Annotated in this window: 17 protein-coding genes; 10 read left to right on the forward strand and 7 right to left on the reverse strand. The window is 65.3% G+C overall.

What is annotated here, in order from left to right:
- Positions 1–86: 86 nt before the first annotated feature.
- The 3 genes from BUA29_RS01140 to clpS all read right to left on the reverse strand — a co-directional run bounded on the left by BUA29_RS01140 (position 87) and on the right by clpS (position 3,488).
- Entirely contained in the window at positions 87–797 is a 711-nt protein-coding gene (locus tag BUA29_RS01140; RefSeq protein WP_072754808.1) for a 4'-phosphopantetheinyl transferase family protein, read from the reverse strand.
- A 6-nt stretch (positions 798–803) separates the two neighbouring features.
- On the reverse strand, positions 804–3,086 hold the full coding sequence (clpA, locus tag BUA29_RS01145) for an ATP-dependent Clp protease ATP-binding subunit ClpA (protein ID WP_072754809.1): 2,283 nt from the start codon (positions 3,084–3,086) through the stop codon (positions 804–806).
- A gap of 72 nt (positions 3,087–3,158) precedes the next feature.
- Positions 3,159–3,488, reverse strand: a complete 330-nt coding sequence (gene clpS, locus BUA29_RS01150) for an ATP-dependent Clp protease adapter ClpS (protein ID WP_072754810.1) — start codon at positions 3,486–3,488, stop codon at positions 3,159–3,161.
- A gap of 86 nt (positions 3,489–3,574) precedes the next feature.
- Here clpS and BUA29_RS01155 point away from each other — a divergent pair, with 86 nt between their 5' ends.
- From BUA29_RS01155 to BUA29_RS01175, 5 genes are all read left to right on the forward strand, one after another.
- Positions 3,575–4,042: a type III secretion system chaperone family protein gene (locus tag BUA29_RS01155; RefSeq protein WP_143148762.1), complete on the forward strand. Its 468-nt coding sequence runs from the start codon at positions 3,575–3,577 to the stop codon at positions 4,040–4,042.
- Complete coding sequence (locus tag BUA29_RS01160) at positions 4,042–4,506, forward strand: NUDIX hydrolase (RefSeq protein ID WP_072754812.1); 465 nt, start codon at positions 4,042–4,044, stop codon at positions 4,504–4,506. Before BUA29_RS01155 ends, BUA29_RS01160 begins: the two co-directional genes overlap by 1 nt.
- Positions 4,503–5,609, forward strand: coding sequence for a tRNA 2-thiouridine(34) synthase MnmA (gene mnmA, locus BUA29_RS01165; RefSeq protein ID WP_072754813.1), 1,107 nt, complete (start codon positions 4,503–4,505; stop codon positions 5,607–5,609). The genes BUA29_RS01160 and mnmA overlap by 4 nt, the downstream gene beginning before the upstream one ends.
- Before the next feature lie 11 nt (positions 5,610–5,620).
- Positions 5,621–6,232, forward strand: a complete 612-nt coding sequence (gene hflD, locus BUA29_RS01170) for a high frequency lysogenization protein HflD (RefSeq protein ID WP_072754814.1) — start codon at positions 5,621–5,623, stop codon at positions 6,230–6,232.
- 106 nt (positions 6,233–6,338) lie between these two features.
- Positions 6,339–6,686 (forward strand): hypothetical protein, encoded by a 348-nt coding sequence (locus tag BUA29_RS01175; protein ID WP_072754815.1) that lies wholly within the window; start codon positions 6,339–6,341, stop codon positions 6,684–6,686.
- Positions 6,687–6,709: 23 nt separating this feature from the next.
- On the opposite strand, the gene BUA29_RS01180 is transcribed toward BUA29_RS01175, so the two are convergent.
- Positions 6,710–8,083: an MBL fold metallo-hydrolase gene (locus BUA29_RS01180; RefSeq protein WP_072754816.1), complete on the reverse strand. Its 1,374-nt coding sequence runs from the start codon at positions 8,081–8,083 to the stop codon at positions 6,710–6,712.
- A gap of 250 nt (positions 8,084–8,333) precedes the next feature.
- Between BUA29_RS01180 and BUA29_RS01185 the strand changes: the two genes are divergently transcribed.
- From BUA29_RS01185 to BUA29_RS01205, 5 genes are all read left to right on the forward strand, one after another.
- The gene (locus BUA29_RS01185; protein ID WP_072754817.1) at positions 8,334–10,427 is read left to right on the forward strand and encodes a M13 family metallopeptidase; all 2,094 of its coding nucleotides are present in this window, start codon (positions 8,334–8,336) and stop codon (positions 10,425–10,427) included.
- Between the two features lie 178 nt (positions 10,428–10,605).
- Positions 10,606–10,794 (forward strand): hypothetical protein, encoded by a 189-nt coding sequence (locus BUA29_RS01190; RefSeq protein WP_072754818.1) that lies wholly within the window; start codon positions 10,606–10,608, stop codon positions 10,792–10,794.
- A gap of 34 nt (positions 10,795–10,828) precedes the next feature.
- Positions 10,829–11,323 (forward strand): hypothetical protein, encoded by a 495-nt coding sequence (locus tag BUA29_RS01195; RefSeq protein WP_072754819.1) that lies wholly within the window; start codon positions 10,829–10,831, stop codon positions 11,321–11,323.
- 97 nt (positions 11,324–11,420) lie between these two features.
- Positions 11,421–13,211: an acyl-CoA dehydrogenase C-terminal domain-containing protein gene (locus BUA29_RS01200; RefSeq protein ID WP_072754880.1), complete on the forward strand. Its 1,791-nt coding sequence runs from the start codon at positions 11,421–11,423 to the stop codon at positions 13,209–13,211.
- Positions 13,212–13,308: 97 nt separating this feature from the next.
- A complete protein-coding gene (locus BUA29_RS01205; RefSeq protein ID WP_072754820.1) occupies positions 13,309–13,974 on the forward strand; it encodes an HNH endonuclease in 666 nt (221 codons plus the stop codon).
- An 80-nt stretch (positions 13,975–14,054) separates the two neighbouring features.
- Here the strand turns inward: BUA29_RS01205 and BUA29_RS01210 are convergent, their stop codons facing one another.
- The 3 genes from BUA29_RS01210 to BUA29_RS01220 form a co-directional block, all read right to left on the reverse strand.
- Positions 14,055–16,835 carry a TonB-dependent receptor gene (locus tag BUA29_RS01210; RefSeq protein WP_072754821.1) on the reverse strand — a complete coding sequence of 927 codons (2,781 nt, stop codon included), beginning with the start codon at positions 16,833–16,835 and terminating at the stop codon, positions 14,055–14,057.
- Between the two features lie 259 nt (positions 16,836–17,094).
- Positions 17,095–19,131 (reverse strand): glycoside hydrolase family 97 protein, encoded by a 2,037-nt coding sequence (locus BUA29_RS01215; RefSeq protein ID WP_425443759.1) that lies wholly within the window; start codon positions 19,129–19,131, stop codon positions 17,095–17,097.
- Between the two features lie 25 nt (positions 19,132–19,156).
- Positions 19,157–20,770 (reverse strand): alpha-glucosidase, encoded by a 1,614-nt coding sequence (locus BUA29_RS01220; RefSeq protein WP_072754823.1) that lies wholly within the window; start codon positions 20,768–20,770, stop codon positions 19,157–19,159.
- Positions 20,771–20,873: the final 103 nt, after the last annotated feature.

A 20,873-nucleotide genomic window follows, 5' to 3' on the forward strand; every position in this document is an offset into this window, starting at 1 on the left:
CGATAGAACCCCCGGATTCGGTACCCGGCATGGTGCACTTGCATGGCGCTCCTCCTGCTTCGAAGGAGTGCCAAAGGTGTTTGAACTTATGCATCCCGCGCTGCGGGTGCCTGCAATCGCTGGTACCGCCACCCCGACGGCAACCCGCACTCCGGCGGTGCGCCATCGACCTGGCAGACCATTCCCGGCGCTGCCGCCAGCGCCAGCGCGCCCTCGCCCAGTGGCCAGCACCAGGCATCGGCCTGATCGGCTGGCGCCGGCCGCGCCACCACCGTGCGCAAGCGGGTGCGGGTCAGACCGCGACCATCGCGCTTGGCGTAGGCCTCTTTGAGCGTCCACACGCGATGAAACACGGCGGCACGCGCCGCAGGCGCCGCATCGTCCAGGGCGCGGGATTCTTCCTCGGCAAAAAATGCGCGTGCCAGTGCCTGCCAGTCACGCGGGCGACGGGAAAGCTCGAGATCCACCCCCACCGGCACCGGTGCCAGCGCCACGGCCAACCAGCCACCGCTATGGCTGAGTGAGACGTGCAGGGGTACATCCGCCCTCGCCGCCTGCAACCGTGGCTGACCGAATGAGGCCGCCACCAGCGCCAGCGACTGCGGATCGCAGCCCAGCCACTGCCCGGCCAGCACCCGCACCAGCCAGTGGCCCGCAAGAAACTCCGAACGCCGGACGGGCTCGGTGATCGCCTGAAGCCGCGCCATCTCGTCCGGGGTCAGCCAGCCTGTTGCCTGCGTCGGCACCTCGGCCGCCGCCACCACCACCGGCCTCAGCAACAGGCGGATCGCACCCATCCGGTGTTACGCCAGCACGGCCGGCAGCAGTTTCTCGGGTTCGGCCTGAACCTCCAGCACCAGCTCGCCATCGATGGCATCCAGCGCCACCCGGCCACCATTGACCAGCTTGCCAAACAGCAGCTCGTCGGCGAGCGGGCGCTTGATGCGCTCCTGGATCAGCCGTGCCATCGGGCGGGCGCCCATCAACGGGTCGAACCCGTGCTGCCCCAGCCATTCCCGTGCGGCCGGGCTTGCGGTCAGGCTCACCTTCTTGTCGTGCAGCTGGGTTTCCAGTTCGATCAGGAACTTGTCCACGACCCGCAGGATGTGCTCGAAGCCCAGCGGCTGGAACTGCACCACGGCATCCAGACGATTGCGGAACTCCGGGCTGAAGGTGCGCCGGATCACTTCCATCGCATCGGTGCTGTGATCCTGACGGGTGAAGCCAATGCTGCGACGCGCCGCCTGGGTGGCGCCCGCGTTGGTGGTCATCACCAGAATCACGTTGCGGAAGTTGGCTTCGCGCCCGTTGGTATCGGTGAGCACGCCGCGATCCATGACCTGCAGCAGGATGTTGAAGATGTCCGGATGGGCCTTTTCGATCTCGTCCAGCAGCAGCACGCAGTGCGGCGTCTTGACGATTTTTTCGGTCAGCAGCCCGCCCTGATCGAAGCCGACATAACCGGGCGGCGCGCCGATCAGGCGGCTGACCGAATGCGGCTCCATGTACTCGCTCATGTCGAACCGGATCAGCTCGATCCCAAGCTGCAGGGCCAGCTGGCGGGTGACTTCCGTCTTGCCCACGCCGGTGGGGCCGGCGAACAGGAAGCTGCCGATCGGCTTGTCCGGATTGCCCAGGCCCGAGCGCGCCAGCTTGATCGCGCCAGCCAGCGTCTCGATGGCCGGATCCTGGCCGAAGATCACCATCTTCAGATTGCGCTCCAGATGCTGCAGCACGTCCTTGTCGGAGGCACTGACCTGCTTGGCCGGGATACGCGCCATCTTGGCGACGATGGTTTCGATTTCCTCGACGTCGATCACGTGCTTGCGCGCCTCCGGCGGCAGCAGGCGCTGACGTGCGCCGGCCTCGTCGATCACGTCGATGGCCTTGTCCGGCAGCAGACGGTCTGCAATGTGCTTGACCGACAGATCCACCGCAGCACGGATCGCCTCGTCGGCATAGCTGACCTCGTGATGTGCTTCATAGCGCGCCTTCAGGCCACGCAGGATTTCCACCGCCTCCCCTACCGTGGGTTCGGTGATATCGATCTTCTGGAACCGGCGCGCCAACGCCCGGTCTTTCTCGAAGATGCCACGGTATTCCTGGAAGGTGGTGGAGCCGATGCAGCGCAGCTCGCCATTGGCCAGCACCGGCTTGATCAGGTTGGAGGCATCCATGGTGCCGCCACTGGCCGCACCGGCGCCGATGATGGTGTGGATCTCGTCGATGAACAGGATCGCGTTGGGCTGCTTCTTCAGCGCCGCCAGCACGCCCTTGAGGCGCTTTTCGAAATCACCGCGGTACTTGGTGCCGGCCACCAGCGCACCCAGATCCAGCGCGTAGATGACCGCCTCGGCGAGCACCGCCGGCACCTCGCCATCGACGATGCGTTTGGCCAGGCCTTCCGCCAGCGCGGTCTTGCCTACGCCGGATTCACCGACATAGAGCGGGTTGTTCTTGCGCCGCCGGCACAGCACCTGAATGGTGCGCTCGATTTCCTCATTGCGCCCCACCAGCGGGTCGATCTTGCCGGCAGCCGCCAGTGCGTTGAGATTGGTGGCGAACTCGGCCAGCGGATCGGATTTGCCGGCCTCGCCTTCGCCTGCCTCCGGCTTTTCGGCCTCCTCCGACGCCGGTGACGGGGAGTCGCCGGCATGGCGGGTGATGCCATGGCTGATGTAGTTGACCACGTCCAGCCGGTGGATGTCCTGCTGGTTGAGGAAATAGACGGCGTGTGAGTCCTTCTCGCCGAAGATCGCCACCAGCACGTTGGCGCCGGTGACTTCCTTCTTGCCCGAGGACTGCACGTGATAGACGGCGCGCTGCAGAACCCGCTGGAAGCCCAGGGTCGGCTGGGTGTCACGGCCATCGTCGTCGGCCAGCCGGCCGACCGAAACTTCGATGGCATTTTCGAGGTCATCGCGCAAGCGCGGGATGTCGGCACCGACCGCCCGCAGCACCGCCTCGGCGGACGGGTTGTCCAGCAATGCCAGAAGCAAGTGCTCGACCGTCATGAACTCGTGCCGCGCTTCGCGGGCGCGCTTGTAGCACTGGCCGATGGTGTGCTCGAGATCCTTGCTGAACATGGGAAACGATCCGGGGGGAGTCTGTCTCCCTATGTAAGGCGCATTGCCGTCCGGCACAAGCCCCCAGCGGGCTTAAGCCCGCTCCATCGTGCACAGCAATGGGTGCTGGTTCAGGCGGGCGTATTCGTTGACCTGGGCCACCTTGGTCTCGGCGATCTCACGGGTATAGACCCCGCACACCCCGCGCCCGCGGGTGTGCACGTGCAGCATGACCTGGGTGGCCTTCTCCAGGGACATGCCGAAAAACTGCATCAACACATCCACCACGAAGTCCATCGGGGTGTAATCGTCATTCAGCAGCAATACCGTGTACAGCGGCGGCGGCGTGACTTCGGGCCGGGCCGGCGCCACGGCCACGCCGTGATCGGGCTGGTGCTGCGGCTTGTCGGGGTGGGTCGGCATGTGCAAATTATACGGGCGCCCTTCCCTGCCGGCGGCGCGGCCCACGACTTTCGGCAGACATCGCACACCCAACTCTGGAGATCCCCATGCGTCTGCCCCTGCTTGCCCTTGCCTGCCTGCTCCCTCTCGCCGCGTCGTCCGCCTATGCCAGTGATGCTTCAGTCAAATCCAGGCTTGAGGCGCGCGGAGTGAAATACGAGATCGATGACGATGGCGACTACAAGATCCTGATTTCCTACAAGTCGGAGGGCCGCACCCAGCTGGTCTTCGTTTCAGGCGCCACCCAATCGGTGGCTGGCTTCCAGGTGCGGGAAGTGTTCTCACCGGTGGCCCTAGTGGAAGAAGACGGAATAGCCAAGCAGGCGCTCGCACTCCTCGAAGAAAACCGGAGGATGAAAATCGGCGCGTGGGAAGTCGCAGGCGATGTCCTGTACTACGTCATCAAACTGCCGGACACCGTCGGTGCGACCGAACTGGAGGCCGCCATCGAGATCGCCGCACAAAACGCGGACGACAAGGAAATCAAACTGTCTGGGAACAAGGACACATTCTGATGAGCTATCGCGAAGGGCGTTTCTGGCAGCCGGACGTGACCGTGGCAACGGTCGTGGCCCGCGACGGGCGCCTGCTGTGTGTCGAGGAACGCGTGGCCGGCAGGCTGGTGCTCAACCAGCCTGCCGGGCACCTGGAGCCTGACGAAAGCCTGCTCGACGCCGCCCTGCGTGAAACCCGCGAAGAAACCGGCTGGCACGTCCGCCTGACCCACCTGGTCGGGCTCTATCAGTGGCGCGCGCCGGAAACCGGACGCCACTACCTGCGTGTCGCCTTCGCCGCCGATCTGCTTGAGGAGATCCCCGGCGCCACCCTCGATGAAGGCATCGTCCGTACGCTGTGGCTGACCCCGGAAGCACTGCAGGCCGAGGCCGCGCGTCACCGTAGCCCGCTGGTCTGGCAGACCGTCGCCGACTATCTTGGCGGCAGCCGGCACCCCTTGTCGCTGGCCCGGCACATCGCATGAGTCACACCCCGTCGCGTATCGTCGTCGGCATGTCCGGCGGCGTGGATTCCTCGGTCGCCGCCCTGCTGCTGCGCGATGCCGGCTGGGACGTGACCGGTCTGTTCATGCAGAACTGGGCCGATGACGGCTCCGGCGAATGCCGCGCCGAGGACGACCGTCGCGACGCGGTGGCCGTGTGCGGCGCATTGGGCCTGCCGATCCGTTTCCGTGACTTTTCGAAGGAATACTGGGACGGCGTGTTCCGCCATTTCCTCGCCGAATACGCGGCCGGCCGCACGCCGAACCCAGACGTGCTGTGCAACCGCGAAATCAAGTTCAAGCATTTCCTCGACGCTGCCCGTGAGCTGGGCGCCGAGGCGATCGCCACCGGTCACTATGCGCGTATCGGGGTTCAGGGCGACAGGTTCCAGCTGCTGCGCGCCGTCGACCGCAGCAAAGACCAGAGCTATTTCCTGCACCAGCTTGGGCAGGCGCAGCTGGCCGCCACCCGGTTTCCGCTGGGCGAGCTGCGCAAGGACGAAGTCCGCGCCATTGCCGCAGCCCACGGCCTGCGCACTGCGCGCAAGAAGGATTCCACCGGGATCTGCTTCATCGGCGAACGCGACTTCCGCCACTTCCTTGCGCAGTACCTGCCGGCGCAGGAAGGCGACATGCGCACCCCGGACGGCCAGCGGATCGGCACGCATCCGGGTGTGTTTTTCTTCACTCTCGGGCAGCGCGAAGGGCTAGCGATCGGCGGCGTGCGCGGACGTCCACAGGCGCCGTGGTTCGTGGTCGCCAAGGACGTGGCGAAAAACATCCTGTACGTTGATCAAGGCCACGACAGCCCGTGGCTGCTGTCGCGGACGCTGCGCAGCGAACCTGCACACTGGATCGCCGGCCAGCCGCCGGCTGCACGCTTTGCCTGTACCGCCCAGACCCGCTACCGCCAGCCCGAGGAAGCATGCCAGGTCAGCGTGCTTGATGACGGCACACTCGACGTTCGCTTCGATCGGCCACAGCGTGCGGTGACCCCAGGGCAATCGGTGGTGCTCTACGATGGTGAGGTCTGTCTGGGCGGTGCCGTGATCGCCGCCACCGACGCCCCCGTTCCCGGAAGCTGAAACAACGCCTCATGAGCCATCCCTATCGAGATCGCGTACTGGCCCTGGCCGGCCTGCTGCAAGCCTTGGCCCAGGTCCGCCAGATCGCCGAAACCGGCCAGTCCAGCCAGGCCCAGATGCAGACTGCCCTGGACAGCGTGTTCCGGATCGACGCGCCCGATACCGACGCCGTGTTTGGCGGCGCCGAGGCGCTGCGTGTCGGGCTCAACCAGCTCCGCGAGACCCTGGCCCGCGGCAACCGGGACGAAGCCCTGGGCCGCCTGGCCCTGGCCGTGCTGCAACTGGAACGCCGGTTTCTTCGCCAACGCCCGCTGACCGACCGGGTTCAGGCCGGCCTGCGTCAGATCGCCCCGCGCGCAGAGCAGCTTGGCAGCACCCACCCTGACGTGATCCGCGACCTGGCCCGGCTGTATGCCGACACCCTCAGCACCCTGCGCCCGCGCGTGATGGTGCAGGGCAACCCGCATTACCTGGGCCAGGCCAGCGTGGTGGCGGAGATCCGCGCCCTGCTGCTGGCGGCTCTGCGTGCCGCCGTGCTGTGGCGGCAACTGGGCGGCAGCCTGTGGGATTTCGTATTTGCCCGCCGCCAGATGGCCGCCGCCCTGGACACCCTGCCGCGCTGATCCCGGGCACTGCGGCTGGCAGCTCGCACGCAACCTGCACGTGTGGGCTTTACCCGGCCCACCCCGGCATGACAGGCCCACCCACTTCTTTGATGACTGATCCGACATGAAACTTGAAGTCCGACTCGCTCAATGGCTGCTGGCTGCGGTGTTCCTGGTCAACGGTGGCGTCCGTCTGTGGCAGGCGCTGCACGGCGTGCCCACCAGCAACGGCACACTGCTGCTGAGTGCTGGCGAAGTCCTCCTGGGCGTGCTGCTGGCCGCCGGCTGGCAGCTGCGCGCAGTGGCGCTGTTCACCGCCCTCGTTCTTCTGGTCGAGGCGGCGCTCACGCATCCGTTCTGGAAACTGTCCGGCGGGGCCCTGGCCAGCCAGCTGGTGCTGTTCATGCGCACCATGGGGCTGATCGGCGGCCTGATCCTGCTGTCCGGTGCCGGCGGCGCACGCCGGCGCTAAATCCCCCCGACTCCGCGGCGCCTTCAGACCTCGGCCTGCATGCCAGGCCGCGGCAACAGGGCCTGTACCCCGTGCCGCGCCGCGATTTCACCGGCCAGCGCTTCGCGGGCCAAGTCCTCGCCATGCACCAGCGCCACCGGCGGTGGTGTGGTAAAGGCGGCGTACCACTCCAGCAACCCCTGCTGATCGGCATGGGCCGACAGCCCGCCGACGGTATGGCGATGCGCCTGCACCTGCACGTCGTGGCCATGGATACGCACCCAGCGCGCGCCATCCACCAGGCGTCGCCCGAGGGTTCCTTCGGCCTGATAGCCCACGAAGATGATCCGGGTCTGACGGTGCGGCAGATGTTGGCGCATGTGGTGAAGGATGCGCCCGCCGTTGGCCATGCCATTGCCGGCGATGATGATCGCGCCGCCATGTATGCGGTTGATCGCCATCGACTCTTCGACCGACTGAGTGACGTGAAGATTGGGCAGCCGGAACGGGCTGGGGGTCTGGCGCCAGACCGCACGCGCCTCCGCATCGAACAGGCCATGGTGATGGTCGTACACCTGCACCACCTTCGACGCCATTGGGCTGTCGAGAAAAATCCGCCAGCGCGCCATCTGCCAGTCGTCCCAATGGCGGGCAAACCAGTACAGCAGTTCCTGCGTTCGGCCGACCGCAAAGGCCGGAATCAGGACATTGCCGCCATCCCGCCACGCTGCGTCGAGGATCTCGCCCAGCTCCTGCACCGTCTCCGGGCGCGGCCGGTGGTTACGGTTGCCGTAAGTGGACTCCATCAGCAGCAGGTCGGCATGCGGAACTGGCTCCGGATCGCGCAGGATTGGCGTGCCTTTCATCCCCAGGTCGCCGGAAAACACCAGCACCCGGCCCTCGCCGCGCAACTCCACGCTGCATGACCCCAGGATGTGGCCGGCATCGCGCAAGACTAGATCGACCCCAGGCAGGATGCCCGGGTGCGGCCCATAGGCCAACGGACGCACCTGCCCGAGTATTCCCTGCACGTCCTCCCGGGTGTACAGCGGCATGGCCCGCGGCTGGCCGGGCTTGCGCTTGCGGTTGAGACGCTCGGCATCGCTCTCCTGCAGCGCCGCCGAATCCAGCAGCATGATCGGCAACAGCTCGGCCGTGGCCGACTGCGCCAGGATCGGCCCGCGATACCCGGCCATCACCAGCCGCGGCACCCGGCCGATATGGTCGATATGGGCATGGCTGAGGATCACCGCATCGAGCCGGGCGGGGTCGAACGGAAACGGCGCGAAGTTCTGCGCCTCAGCCTCGGGGCTACCCTGCACCATGCCGCAATCGATCAGGATGCGACGGCCGGCGATCTCGACCAGATGCATCGAACCGGTCACCTGCCCGGCTGCGCCGTGGAAATGCACACGCATGGGCGTGTCTCCTCAAAATGATGTTGCCGACCGGGGATGGCCTGACCCGCCGCGACTGGACGCGTTTAAGCCTTCCCGGACGCAGTGTATCCCAGCGCCCCGACTTTCGGCAGATGGCAACCGTCACAGGAGGCGCCATGCTGACATCGCCATGGCCCGCTCTGGCAGACTCACCCTCGCCATCCACCGGCGATGCGCCCTGCCCGGAAGACCATTCCCGGCATGTCTTTGATTTTTTGGAGCCTGATCTGTGAAGTCCCTCAAACCCTTGCTGTTGCCCTTTGCCATTGCCGCCGCGCTGACGGCCTGCCAGACGCATGATCAGTCCGCGGCCAGTGCGAATACCGCCACCTCGCAACCGGCCACCCCAGCCCTGCCGCCGCTGGCAACCTTCAACGTAAGCGATCTGGACACGACCAAAAACGCCTGCGCGGATTTCGCCGGGTATGTCAATGGCAAATGGCTGGCGGCCAACCCCGTGCCGGCCGACCGCACCACCTGGGGCAGCTTTGAAATGCTCGACGAGCGCTCCCAGGCCGCCAGCCGCAGCATCGCCGAAGCCGCGGCAGCCAATCCCAACGCGCAGGGCGTCGAAAAGCTGGTCGGCGACTTTTTCGCCAGCGGCATGGACACCGCCCGCATCAATGCGGCCGGGCTTGCCCCGATCCAACCGATGCTCGACCGCATCGCTGCGCTCAAGACTCCGGCCGACATCGCCCAGTACCTGCGCGACGAGTTTGCCGCCGGCCGCGGCGAGGTGTTCAGCTTCGGCGCCGAATCCGACTTCAAGGACGCCACCCGTAAGATCGGCTTTGCCTTCCAGGGCGGCCTGTCGCTGCCGGAGAAGGCCTACTACCTGGAGGACGGCCCAGACGGCAAGTACAAGGCCATCCGCGAGGCGTTCGTGAAGCACGTCTCGAAGCAGTTGCAGAATGCGGGTGTGGCCGCTGCGGATGCCGACAAGCAGGCTGCGGATGTGCTGGCGTTCGAAACCCGGCTGGCCAAGGCATCGCTGTCGCCGGTCGAACTGCGCGACCCCAACAATCAGTACCACTACGTCAGCCTGGCTGAAGCCGACAAACTCACCCCACATTTCTCCTGGACTGAGTTCTTCAAGGCCAATGGCGTCCAGGCCGACGGCTTCTCGCTGTCACAACCCCGCTTCTTTGCCGAGTTCGACCGGATGCTGGCCGATGTCCCCGCATCACAGTGGCAGGCCTATCTGCGTCTGCAGCTGATCGACGGCATGGCACCGTACCTGGCAGACCGCTTCAACGATGAGCGCTTCGACTTCTACGCCCGCACCCTGCGCGGCCAGAAGGAACAAAAGCCACGCTGGAAACGGGTGCTGGACACCACCGAGGGCAGCGTCGGCGAGGCGCTGGGCCAGCTGTATGTCAAGCAGTACTTCCCGCCGGAATCGAAGGCCGAAATGGCCAAGCTGGTGGACAACCTGCGGCTGGCGCTCAAGGCCCGGCTGGAAAACCTGGACTGGATGAGCCCGGATACCAAGGCCAAGGCGATGGAGAAGTGGGCCAGTTTCACGCCCAAGATTGGCTACCCCGACAAGTGGCGCAGCTGGGATGGCCTGAACACGCGCCGCGACGACTACGCCGGCAACGTGCTGGCGGCGGCCCGGTTCAACCATGCCTGGGAGATGAGCAAGATCGGCAAGCCGGTGGACCGCAGCGAATGGGGCATGACACCGCAGACGGTCAATGCCTACTACAACCCGCTGATGAACGAGATCGTGTTCCCCGCCGCGATCCTGCAACCGCCGTTCTTCGACCCCAAGGCCGACCCGGCGCTGAACTACGGCGGCATCGGCGCGGTGATCGGCCACGAGATGATGCACGGCTACGACGACCAGGGCAGCCAGTTCGACGCCAAGGGCAACTTCAACAACTGGTGGACCAAGGCCGACCGCGACGGTTTCAACGCCCGCACCGCCAAGCTGGTCAAGCAGTTTGACGACTATGTGGCCATCGACGGCCTGCACGTGAAAGGCGCACTGACCCTGGGCGAGAACATCGCCGATCTCGGCGGGTTGAACGTGGCCTGGGACGCATACCAGAACGCCCTAAAGGCCGCCAGCAAGCGTGGCGACGAGAAGATCGACGGCTATCCCAGCGACCAGCGCTTCTTCTTCAACTGGGCCACGGTCTGGCGCCGCAACTTCACGCCGGACGAGCTGAAGGTGCGCTTGAACACCGACCCGCACGCACCCGCCAACTTCCGCGCCATCGGCGCCCCCAGCAATATGCCCGCCTTCGCACACGCCTTTGGCTGCAAGGCCGGCGACCCGATGGTGCGTGCCGACGACCAGCGTGTGGTGATCTGGTAATCCAAGCAAAGCTCGAACGCGTCCAGCAAGGACGCAGATCAGGCCATGGCGAGCCCGGCGTTTGTCCGGGCTCGCCGTTGGCCGTATCAAGCCAACCGTCGTGATTCCCGCCAGGGTAGGTGTTCCGGCTCGGCGGTGGGCGGTGTATGTTCATATCCTGCACCTGCGGAGCATCCCGATGGACATTCACGATCTCGCCTTCACCCTGTACACCCAGCTCGTCGCTCACCGGCACGATGCCAGCCTGGACATGGACGCTCGAGTGGCACTGGGACGCGAGGCCTATCGCTACGCCGAGGCGTTCATCACCGCCAAGGATCAGTACATCCGTGAACAGCCCGTGCCGGGTGGTGATCAGGGTTACTGAGTCACCCGCTGCTTTTCCGTGACAGGAGCCGTCGATGCCCCAGCGTACCCGTCTGACCCGTGTGATCTGCCACATTCCATTTGCCCTACTGGCGCTGGTGCTGGCGGCGTGTAGCGGCGGCCAGATCCGACGGGTGTCCGAGCCCTCTGTCAGCATCCAGCAGCTGAGCGTGCGCAGCGACGGCACCTGGGACGTGCAGCTGCGCCTGCAGAACTACAGCAGCGTGCCCATGCGGTTCGAACGGGTGGCCCTTGACCTGACGTTCGACACCGGCCCGGCCGCCCGGCTGGAGTTTGCACCGGGGCTGGAGGTCGGCCCCGAATCCGGCGACGTGGCCAGCACCTCCCTCACCCCACTGCCCGCCGGCCGCGCCCGCCTTGCCGCGGCCCTGGCCGACGGCACGGGCCTGTCGTACACCCTGTCGGGCAGCGTGAATGCGGCGGCGCAGGACGGCAAACCACGCACCTGGACGGTCAAACACGAAAGCGCGCTCTCGCCGGTACCGGGCCTGCCGGGCACCCTGCGCTGACGAAACACTGCGGGCCGTTCCGGCTCACCATACGCTGTAGTATGCTCTTGCCTTCCGCGGGCCGACGGGCGGCCCGCCTATGCCCGGACTGCATCGCATGAGCACCTACAAAGCCCCTCTCGACGATCTCCGCTTTGCCCTTTACGACGTGCTGGGCGCCGAAGCTCTGTTCGCCCGCCTCGGCCATACCGACGTCAACCGCGAGCTGGTCGATGCCGTGCTGGACGAAGCCGCACGCTTCACCGAAACCGTGCTGGCCCCGCTCAACCGGGTCGGCGATGAAATCGGCTGCCAGTACGACAAAGCCACCGGCAACGTCACCCCGCCGCCCGGCTTCAAACAGGCGTTCGACCAGTTCGTCGAAGGCGGCTGGACCGGCCTGACCAACGCGCCCGAGCACGGCGGCCAGGGTATGCCCGCCCTGCTGGGTGGCGTGCTGACTGAAATGGTGGACAGCGCCAACCTGGCCTGGGGCAACTTCCCGATGCTCAGCCACGGCGCGGTCAAGGCGCTGGAAACCTACGGCGAGGACTGGCAGAAGGAAGTCTTCCTCAAGCCGCTGGTGGCCGGCCAGTGGACCGGCACGATGTGCCTGACCGAGCCGCACTGCGGCACCGACCTGGGCCTGATCAAGACCCGCGCCGAACCCATCGCCGACGGCAAGTACGCCATTACCGGCACCAAGATCTTCATCACCGCCGGCGAACACGACCTGGTGCCCAACATCATCCATCTGGTGCTGGCCAAGCTGCCGGATGCGCCGCCTGGCGCCAAGGGCATCTCGCTGTTCGTGGTGCCGAAGTTCAAGGTGGCGCGCGACGGCACGGTGGGCGAACGCAACGCGGTGCGCTGTGGCGCGATCGAGCACAAGATGGGCATTCACGGCTCGGCCACCTGCGTGATGAACTTCGACGGCGCCGAGGGCTATCTGGTCGGCCAGCCGCACCGCGGCCTGCAGGCCATGTTCGTGATGATGAACTCCGCCCGCCTGGGCGTGGGCGTGCAGGGTCTGGGGCTGTCCGAGCGTGCCTACCAGAACGCACTGCGCTATGCCCGCGAGCGCCTGCAGTCGCGCGCGCTGTCGGGCCCGAAGTATCCGGACAAGCCGGCCGACCCGCTGCTGGTACACCCCGACGTGCGTCGCATGCTGCTGACCCAGAAGGCGCTGATCGAAGGCGGCCGCCTCTTGTCGATGCATGCCTACTCACTGCTGGACGTTGCCGAAAAGGCCAGCGACCCCGGTGAGCGCGAGCGGGCCGAAACCCTGGTCAGCTGGCTGACCCCGATCTCCAAGGCCTGCCTGACCGAATGGGCGATCGAAAACACCTACAACGCCCTGCAATGCTTCGGTGGCCACGGCTACATCCACGAGCACGGCATGGAGCAGTACGCCCGCGATGCCCGTATCACCACCCTGTACGAAGGCACCACCGGCATCCAGTCGTTGGATTTGATCGGCCGCAAGACCGCGGCAACCCAGGGTGCGGGCCTGAAGCTGTTCCTGGCCGAGGTGGACGCCTTCGCCCAGCAGTATGAAGGTGATGCACAGCTCGCCGAGTTCATCGCCCCGCTGCGTGCCAAGTGCGCCGAGTGGGCGCAACTGACCCGCAACATCCTGACCCGCGCCGCCACGAATCCGGAAGAGCTGGGCGCCGCCAGCACCGACTACCTGCTCTATTCCGGCTATGTCGTGCTGGCCTACTGGTGGGCGCGCAGCGTCGCTGCCGCCAACGCCTCGGACCGGCCGCAGGCGTTCAAGGATGCCAAGCGCAAGACGGCGCGCTTCTATTACGCCCGCGTGCTGCCGCGCACCCTCGCCCATAAGGCCGCCATCGACGCCGGTGCCGCGGCCCTGATGGCCCACGAAGACGCCGAATTCGGCCCCTGACCCGGCCGCTGCGGCACCCTCACACCCGTTCCTGCCGCCCTTGGGTGGCAGGAACGGTGTTCAAACTGTCATCGAAGGGGTATAAGCTCAGGCTCCGATGGAGACCGACAGCGCCCTTTCGCGTCTGGCCCATACCGGCCCCGGATCCGCTGCCGAACGGCACGCGGCCAGCCCATCGACCTCCAAGGTCACCGGTTTTTCGCCCGCCCTGCGGTTACTGGCACTGGATGCCCATGGCCGTGCGCTGGACTGGATGAGCTGGCAAGACGCCGCCTGCCTGTATGCCCGCGGCGCAGTGGCCTGGACCCTGGGCGAGCCCTGTCTGGAACTCCACGGCGGCATCAATCGCAGCAGTGGCCGCCGCAGCATCCTGCAGTTGCATCCCATCATCGCCGCACGTGGCCATGTTCGCCCCTCGGCAGTCTCCCCGACACCGGCCCTGACCAACGCGGCACTGTTTGCCCGCGACCAGCACCTGTGCCTGTACTGCGGACGTGAGTTTTCTCGCCACGTCCTCACCCGCGACCACGTCCTGCCGCTATCAAAAGGTGGCCGTGATGTCTGGGAAAACGTCGTCACCGCCTGCGTGCACTGCAACTCGCGCAAGGGCAACCGCACCCCGCAGCAGGCTGGAATGCCACTGCTGGCCGTCCCGTACCGACCCAGCTGGATCGAGCATCTGATCCTCTCCAACCGCAACATCCTCGCCGACCAGATGGCCTTCCTGAAGGCGCAGATGCCGAAAAACCCGCGCCAGCACTGACATCGGTCGTCTATCCGTGGATAGAAAAACCCCCGCCGTGAACCACCGGCGGGGGCTTCCAGGGGTGAAACGGGAGCGCTTTAGAACTTGTAGCTGGCCCCCAACAGGAGGGTGCGGCCCCACTTGATGTACTCCAGCGGCCGGTCCTTGCTGCCCGCATAGGTGCGATAGGCTGCGTCACCGAGGTTATAGGCCTGCACCAGCAGGCTCAGCCCCTTGAAGCGGCTGGACTCACCGAAGGTATAGCTGGCCTGCGCGTCGGTGATGTTCTCCCCGACCACATAGCGCAGGGTGCGGTTGCCAGCGAAGTTTCCAATCTCACCAATGAAGTCCGAACGACGACGGTTGTTGATGCGGAACTCGAACCCGTTGCGCTCGTAATAGGCAGTGAAGTTGTACACACGCTTGGACAGGCCCGGCAGCGCGATCGGGCCGCTACCGACGCTGCTGGCGCTTTCCGGATCAAGCACCTTGATGCTGCTATCGGTGAAGCTGGCGCTGGCAATCACACCGAACCCCTGCAGGGCGTCGCCAAACACCATCTCAAGCGGAACCGAAGCCGTCAGCTCCACACCTTGCAACTTGCCGCCCTTGCCATTGAAAGGCGCAGTCATGGTGCCCGTGGTCTGCACCGGCACGGTCATCCCCGGCGGCGGGACCCAGCCTTTCAGCAGCTCGGTGAAGTCATACCCATCGCGGGTCTGGGTGTAGATGTAGCTGGTCAGCTGCTTGTAGAAATAGGCTGCCGCCACGTAACCCTTGTTACCGAAATACTTCTCCCAGGAAATATCGAACGCATTGGCACGCCAGGGATCCAGCAGCGGATTGCCGCCACCCGCACCGGGCTTGCCAGTGGCAGTATCGACACCGAACTCCACCGATGCGCGCAACTGATCGACACGCGCCCGCGCCACCTGCCGCGCCAACGCCACGCGCAGCGTCTGATCGTCAGCCAGCGAGAACGCCAGGTTCATGCTCGGCAGCACGTCGGTATAGGTCTTACCGTTACGGTAGGGACGAATCTCCTGCCCTGCCGGCTGTGAGCTATCCCACACGCGCGAGCGCGAGGCCTGATCGGTGTGCTGAATCTGAAGGCCGATGTTGCCACGCACCGGCACCGACCCCCAAGTGGTGTCGATATTGCCCTGGACGAAGGCCGTGCCGATCTTCTCCATCACCGTCCAGGCTTTGGGAATCAGATGGGGCGCCGCAGAATCGCTGGGATTGAAGGTCATGTAGCGGGCGACCGCAGCCGGCACGTTCCAGGACGGAATCAGCCCGACACCGGCAAACCCAAGATCGACAAGGCCGTATTGCAGATCATTGGCAATCGGGGTCACGCCCTGACTGCCCAGCAGAATGCTGGCTTCCGGCTGGGTCTTGTCCTTGTTGCGGTCGGCATAGTTGACGCCCGCATCGATACTGCTGAACAGGCCCTGCAACGATGCTGGCGCCGGCAGCGAGGCCACAAGCCGGGCGCTCTTGAGCTCGTCATCCACCTTCGGCACCTTGCCATAACCGGAACCGTAGATGGTGTTCGCCAGATACAGGTTGGCAGGATTGGAGTAGTCGCGCCCAGGATGCAGCTGCGAAAAGCCATTGGAGACAAAGCTCAACTGCACCGAATCCAACTGTGGTGCCGGCAACAACTGGGTATTGTTTTCCAGGTTCAACTCGTCACGCTTGGCGCGTGACCAGCTCAGGTCAGCGGACAGCTTGACCCCGTCATCAAAGAAAAACTCGTTCCGCCAACCCGCCGCATCGATCTTGTCTTTGCGGTTGTTGTACATGCCACGCACCAGCGGATAGACGTTCTGCGCGGTGCCGCCCGTGAATGTGCCGTTGCTGTTGACCTGGGCATTGGCCACATTCAACCCAGGGCTATAGCCACCGTTGTAACCACCGATGTGGACTTCGAACTGATTGGCGGTGTCTTCCTGTTTGGCCTGGGAGTGGAACACATCAAGGGTACTGGTCCAGACGCTGTTGGGCCGGTACTCCAGGGTAGCCATCACGCCATCACGCTTGGTGTAGCCAGTGCGGCGCAATGCCTTGATGCCATCGGAGTAATAGGTGCCCGCAGGCACACCCGGCCGCCAGCCATTGCCAATGGCCTGCCAAGGCTCATACAGGCCCACCTGGTTCTCCTGGATCGGGGTATCGGCATGCGAGTACCCGATCGAAAACCCCAAGGTTTTATCGGCCGATTGCCCGATGTAGCTCACGCTGAAGCGGTTACCGGTGGCGCCCTGATTGGCCGCCGACCCGAGTGAGTTGCGCTGCCAGCGTCCGCTGATTGCGATCACTGGTTTGTCGTAGTCCAGCGGACGGACGGTGCGCATGTCGATCGTGCCGGACAACCCCTGCCCCACCAGCGAGGCGTCCGGGGTCTTGTAGATCGTGGCACCGGCAAATAGCTCGGAGGGGTACTGATCGAACTCGACGCTACGGTTGTCACCCGTGCTGACCATCTCACGCCCGTTGAGCAGGGTCGTGGCGAAATCCGGCGACAGACCACGCACGCTGATCACTTGTGCGCGACCGGCGACACGCTGCGCGGCCACACCCGGCAGGCGGGCGATGGATTCGGCGATGCTGACATCAGGCAGCTTGCCGATGTCCTCGGCGGAGACCGCCTCGACGATGGATGTGGCGTCCTTCTTGATGTCGATGGCACGCTCGATGCCGCCGCGGATGCCGGTCACCACCACCTTGTCGAGATTCTTGGCGTCTTCGGTTTTCTTGTCTTTTGCTTGTGCCGACGCGGCGGCCTGAGCCTCCTGCGCCTGTGCTTGAACTGCCAGCATCAGTGCGGCCGAGGCCAGCGCCACGCTCAACAGATTGCGCTTCAACTGCTTCATCGTTCCCCTCCAGAAGTGACTCAATGTATCGACGCGGGTGCTCTGTGGCCCCCGTGATTTCATGCCTGTACAGCGCGTGAATGCATGACGGTTGCGATGATGTGACAGCGCCCGTCCAAACGAAAGCATCTGCATACGTATTCATCGCCCCGAAGGCCCTGCGACCGGCAAGAAGAGGCGCCACGTCGCGGCCAGAACACGCCGAAGCCGGTCATCGCCGCCATCCTGTTCATGTGCCTGTGCATCAGGTCGATGTGCTTTATGGCGTCACCGGCACCAGCCGCACGGCCGCGCCGCCGCCACCGGCCAACCAGAGCGAGAGGTGGTCGCCACGGGTGACGGTTTTGGTCTCACGCACGAAGCGGAAGCGCGCCGGGCCGTGCCAGTCGGCGCCTTCGCCGTCGCGGTAAATCTCCGCACGATAGCGTCTGCCTGCATCAAGGAAGTCGAGCGGCAGCACCAGCGTGCGCGGATGGCGATCGTTCATTGCCCCGACGAACCAGACCGGCGCGCCGCGCTGCTTGCGGGCAATGGCCACGTACTCGCCCACCTCGCCGGCCAGCACCTTACTTTCGTCCCAGTCCACCGCCACGTCCTTGATGAACTGGAAGGCATCGGGATGCTGCGCGTAATGCTCAGGCAGGTCGGCCACCATCTGGATCGGGCTGTAGATGCCGACGTAGAGCGCCAGCTGCCGCGCCAGCGTGCTCTGGATCTCCTGCCCGTTGCGTCCGGTCAGGCTGACGATGCCGGGGGTGTAATCCATCGGCCCGGCCAGCAGGCGGGTGAACACTAGAGTGACTTCGTGCTCGGGCGGATTCGGCGGATTGCCCCAGGCGTTGTATTCCATGCCACGCGCCCCTTCGCGCGATACCCAGTTCGGATAGGTGCGGCGCAGGCCGGTGTCCTTGATCGGCTCATGGGCATCGATCGCCAGATGATGACGTGCGGCCGCCTGCACGACACGCAGGTGGTGGTTGCTCATCCACTGGCCTTCGTGCCATTCGCGCAGGACCGGCCCGCCTACGGCGTCCTGGCGCTCGATCTGGCCGGCGTCGCAGACATAGCCGGTTTTGACCACCTCGATCCCAAGTGACTGAAACAAGGCAAAGGCAGCCTCCATCCCGCGCTCGTAATGGCTGACCGCGCAGGCGGTCTCGTGGTGGCCGATCAGGTGCACGCCCTTCGCCTTGGCGTAGGCCGCAAGGCCAACGAGATCGTAGTCCGGCGTTGGCGTGCTGAAGTCGAAGTTCCAGCCGTTGGCGAACCAGTCGCCATCCCAGCCGAGGTTCCAGCCTTCCACCAGCATGCCGCGGAAGCCGTTGGCAGCGGCAAAATCAATCATGCGCCGGGTATTGTCAGTGGTCGCGCCATGCTTGGGCCCGCTGGCCCAGCTCTGCTGGTCCAGATGCAGCGACCACCACACGCCGACGTACTTGGCAGGCGTGAACCAGCTGACATCGCCGAGCACGTTCGGCTCGTTCAGGTTGAGGATCAGGTTGGACTCCACCAGGCCGCCGGCGCGGTCGCTGATGGTGATCGTGCGCCACGGCGTGGTGAACGGCGTGGCGCGGACCACCGGCACCGGGCTGCCCGGAGTCAGGAGCGCGCGCAGCTCGCCGTCGCCGCCGCGCATCAGATTCATGCCCGCGTAGTCCACCAGCGCGGCCTCGTGGATACTCAGATGCAACCCGTCGTTCGTACGCAGGGTCAGCGGCGTCTGCGCAACGCCGACCTGCTCCAGTGGCGTGCGCCGGTAGAGGTATTCGGCGCGGTTCCACTCCAGCGCGGGGATCCACCACGCCGTAGCGGGCCGTGCGACGGCGAACTCGGTCAGTTCCTGGACGATCTGCGCGTCCTGCAGCGCGGGTTGACGGGGAACCTCGTAACGGAACCCCACCCCATCATCGAAAACGCGGAACACCATGTCGAAACGGCGGTGGTCGCCATCCTTCTCCACGAACGTGGCGCGCAGCTCGTTGTAATGATTGCGCACGAAGCGGCGCTCACCCCAGGGCTGCTCCCAGGTGTCATCGACGCTGCGCCGCGTCTGGCCATCCAGCTGCAGGTTGCGTAGCAGCTGGCGAGCGTTGCGGAAAATGAAACCCAGGCGCGAATCGCCAATGACCGGCACGCCGTCGCGCGACACCCGATAGGCCAGACGCCCCTCACCGTTGAGGTCGAGCGTCACCTCGATGCGGCCATCCGGGGAGGCCACCTGTGCCACCGTTTCGGCATGTACCTGGCGACCCCACATGCCAGTCGCCAGACCTGCGGCAAGCGCCCATGCGACCATGCGATTTCGCATCGAAATTCTCCGTTCAATCTGCAGGCACGATGCACACCACAGCGCGCGCAGGCAGATGCACCGTCCCATCGTCCAGACGTCCAGCCACCGGGCCTGGCACCGGCAACTGCACACCTGCCATCGGCAGCGTCCAGTCGCAGGGCTCGGCCGACAGGTTGAACACCATCAGCCGGCGCGCATTTTCCAAAACCCGCTCGAACACCAGCAGTTGCGGCGGCGCATCGAAAAAGCGGATCGCCCCACGCACCAGCGCCGGCTGGCTTTTGCGCCAGCGCAGGAAGGCGCGCACCGCATTCAACACCGAGCCCGGATCCTGCTCCTGCGCCGCCACGCTACGGGCACGATGCGCCTCGGGGATCGGCAGCCAGGGCGTGGCGCGGGTGAAACCGGCGTGTTCACTGGTATCCCACGGCATCGGCGTGCGGCAGCCGTCACGCCCCTTGAACGTGGGCCAGAACGCCTTGCCATATGGGTCTTGCAGCGCCTCGAACGGCACCTCTGCCTCCGGAAGACCCAGTTCCTCGCCTTGGTACAGGCAGACACTGCCGCGCAACGAGCAGACCAGCGCCACCAACTGCCTGGCCAGAGCATCATCGGCATCGGCGCCACCCCAACGCGTCACCGCGCGCTGAACGTCGTGGTTGGAGATGGCCCAGCACGGCCAGCCTTCGATCATCTTCGCTTCCAGCGCCTCGACCGTGGCGCGGATATGGGCCGGGCTGCCATCCTCGGTCAGCAACTCGAAGCTGTAGCCCATGTGCAGGCGGCCTGGGGCACAGTATTCCGCCATGGTGGCCAGCGAGTCTTCCGAGGAAATCTCGCCCAACGCCCCGACATCCGGGTAGCGGTCCATCAACGCACGCAACGCTTCCAGAAAGGCGAGATTCTCCGGCTGGGTGTTGTTGTACCAGTGGTACTGGAAGGCATACGGGTTGTCCGGGCTGAAGCCCCGCCCGGTGCGCAGCTCCGGCGGCTTGGCCGGGTTGTCGCGCAGCTGCGCGTCATGGAAGCAGAAGTTGATCGCATCCAGACGCAGGCCATCGACCCCGCGATCCAGCCAGAACCGCACGTTATCCAGTTGCGCGGCGCGGACATCCGGGTTGTGGAAGTTCAGGTCGGGCTGTGACGCCAGGAAGTTGTGCAGGTAGTACTGACAGCGGCGCGGCTCCCACTGCCAGGCCACGCCACCGAAGATCGACAGCCAGTTATTGGGCGGTGTGCCGTCTGGCTTGGCGTCAGCCCAGACAAACCAGTCGGCCTTGGGGTTATCAAGGCTCTGCCGACTTTCGCGGAACCAGGGATGCTGGTCGGAGCAGTGGCTCAAGACCTGATCGATCATCACTTTCAGCCCCAGCGCATGCGCCTTCGCCAGCACCCGGTCGAAATCGTCGAGGGTGCCAAACAGCGGATCGACATTGCGGTAGTCGGCGATGTCGTACCCAAAGTCGGCCATCGGCGAGGTGAAGAACGGCGAGATCCAGATGGCATCCACGCCCAGACTGGCGATGTAGTCCAGCCGCGCCAGCAGGCCCGGCAGATCGCCGACGCCATCGTCATTGCTGTCAAGGTAGCTGCGCGGATAGACCTGATAGATCACCGCCCCCCGCCACCAGTTGTCATTCGCCATTCCAGCCACCTCATCATCAACGGGCGGGACTATGCAGGCTGCGCTGCGGCGTTGCTGCAGAGTCTCGCCCTGAATACGTTTACAGATCGGGCCTGCCGATGCC

Origin of the sequence: Thermomonas hydrothermalis, assembly GCF_900129205.1 — a bacterium.
In the GTDB taxonomy this organism is placed as follows: domain Bacteria; phylum Pseudomonadota; class Gammaproteobacteria; order Xanthomonadales; family Xanthomonadaceae; genus Thermomonas; species Thermomonas hydrothermalis.

Coding starts and splice junctions, on each gene's coding strand:
- BUA29_RS01180 (WP_072754816.1), bottom strand. CDS start 8,083: ATGCGTGTGCATTTCCACGGCGCAGCCGGGCAGGTGACCGGTTCGATG.
- BUA29_RS01220 (WP_072754823.1), bottom strand. CDS start 20,770: ATGGCGAATGACAACTGGTGGCGGGGGGCGGTGATCTATCAGGTCTAT.
- BUA29_RS01160 (WP_072754812.1), top strand. CDS start 4,042: ATGAGCTATCGCGAAGGGCGTTTCTGGCAGCCGGACGTGACCGTGGCA.
- BUA29_RS01175 (WP_072754815.1), top strand. CDS start 6,339: ATGAAACTTGAAGTCCGACTCGCTCAATGGCTGCTGGCTGCGGTGTTC.
- BUA29_RS01215 (WP_425443759.1), bottom strand. CDS start 19,131: ATGGTCGCATGGGCGCTTGCCGCAGGTCTGGCGACTGGCATGTGGGGT.
- BUA29_RS01205 (WP_072754820.1), top strand. CDS start 13,309: ATGGAGACCGACAGCGCCCTTTCGCGTCTGGCCCATACCGGCCCCGGA.
- hflD (WP_072754814.1), top strand. CDS start 5,621: ATGAGCCATCCCTATCGAGATCGCGTACTGGCCCTGGCCGGCCTGCTG.
- BUA29_RS01140 (WP_072754808.1), bottom strand. CDS start 797: ATGGGTGCGATCCGCCTGTTGCTGAGGCCGGTGGTGGTGGCGGCGGCC.
- BUA29_RS01210 (WP_072754821.1), bottom strand. CDS start 16,835: ATGAAGCAGTTGAAGCGCAATCTGTTGAGCGTGGCGCTGGCCTCGGCC.
- BUA29_RS01155 (WP_143148762.1), top strand. CDS start 3,575: ATGCGTCTGCCCCTGCTTGCCCTTGCCTGCCTGCTCCCTCTCGCCGCG.
- BUA29_RS01190 (WP_072754818.1), top strand. CDS start 10,606: ATGGACATTCACGATCTCGCCTTCACCCTGTACACCCAGCTCGTCGCT.
- clpA (WP_072754809.1), bottom strand. CDS start 3,086: ATGTTCAGCAAGGATCTCGAGCACACCATCGGCCAGTGCTACAAGCGC.
- mnmA (WP_072754813.1), top strand. CDS start 4,503: ATGAGTCACACCCCGTCGCGTATCGTCGTCGGCATGTCCGGCGGCGTG.
- BUA29_RS01195 (WP_072754819.1), top strand. CDS start 10,829: ATGCCCCAGCGTACCCGTCTGACCCGTGTGATCTGCCACATTCCATTT.
- BUA29_RS01200 (WP_072754880.1), top strand. CDS start 11,421: ATGAGCACCTACAAAGCCCCTCTCGACGATCTCCGCTTTGCCCTTTAC.
- clpS (WP_072754810.1), bottom strand. CDS start 3,488: ATGCCGACCCACCCCGACAAGCCGCAGCACCAGCCCGATCACGGCGTG.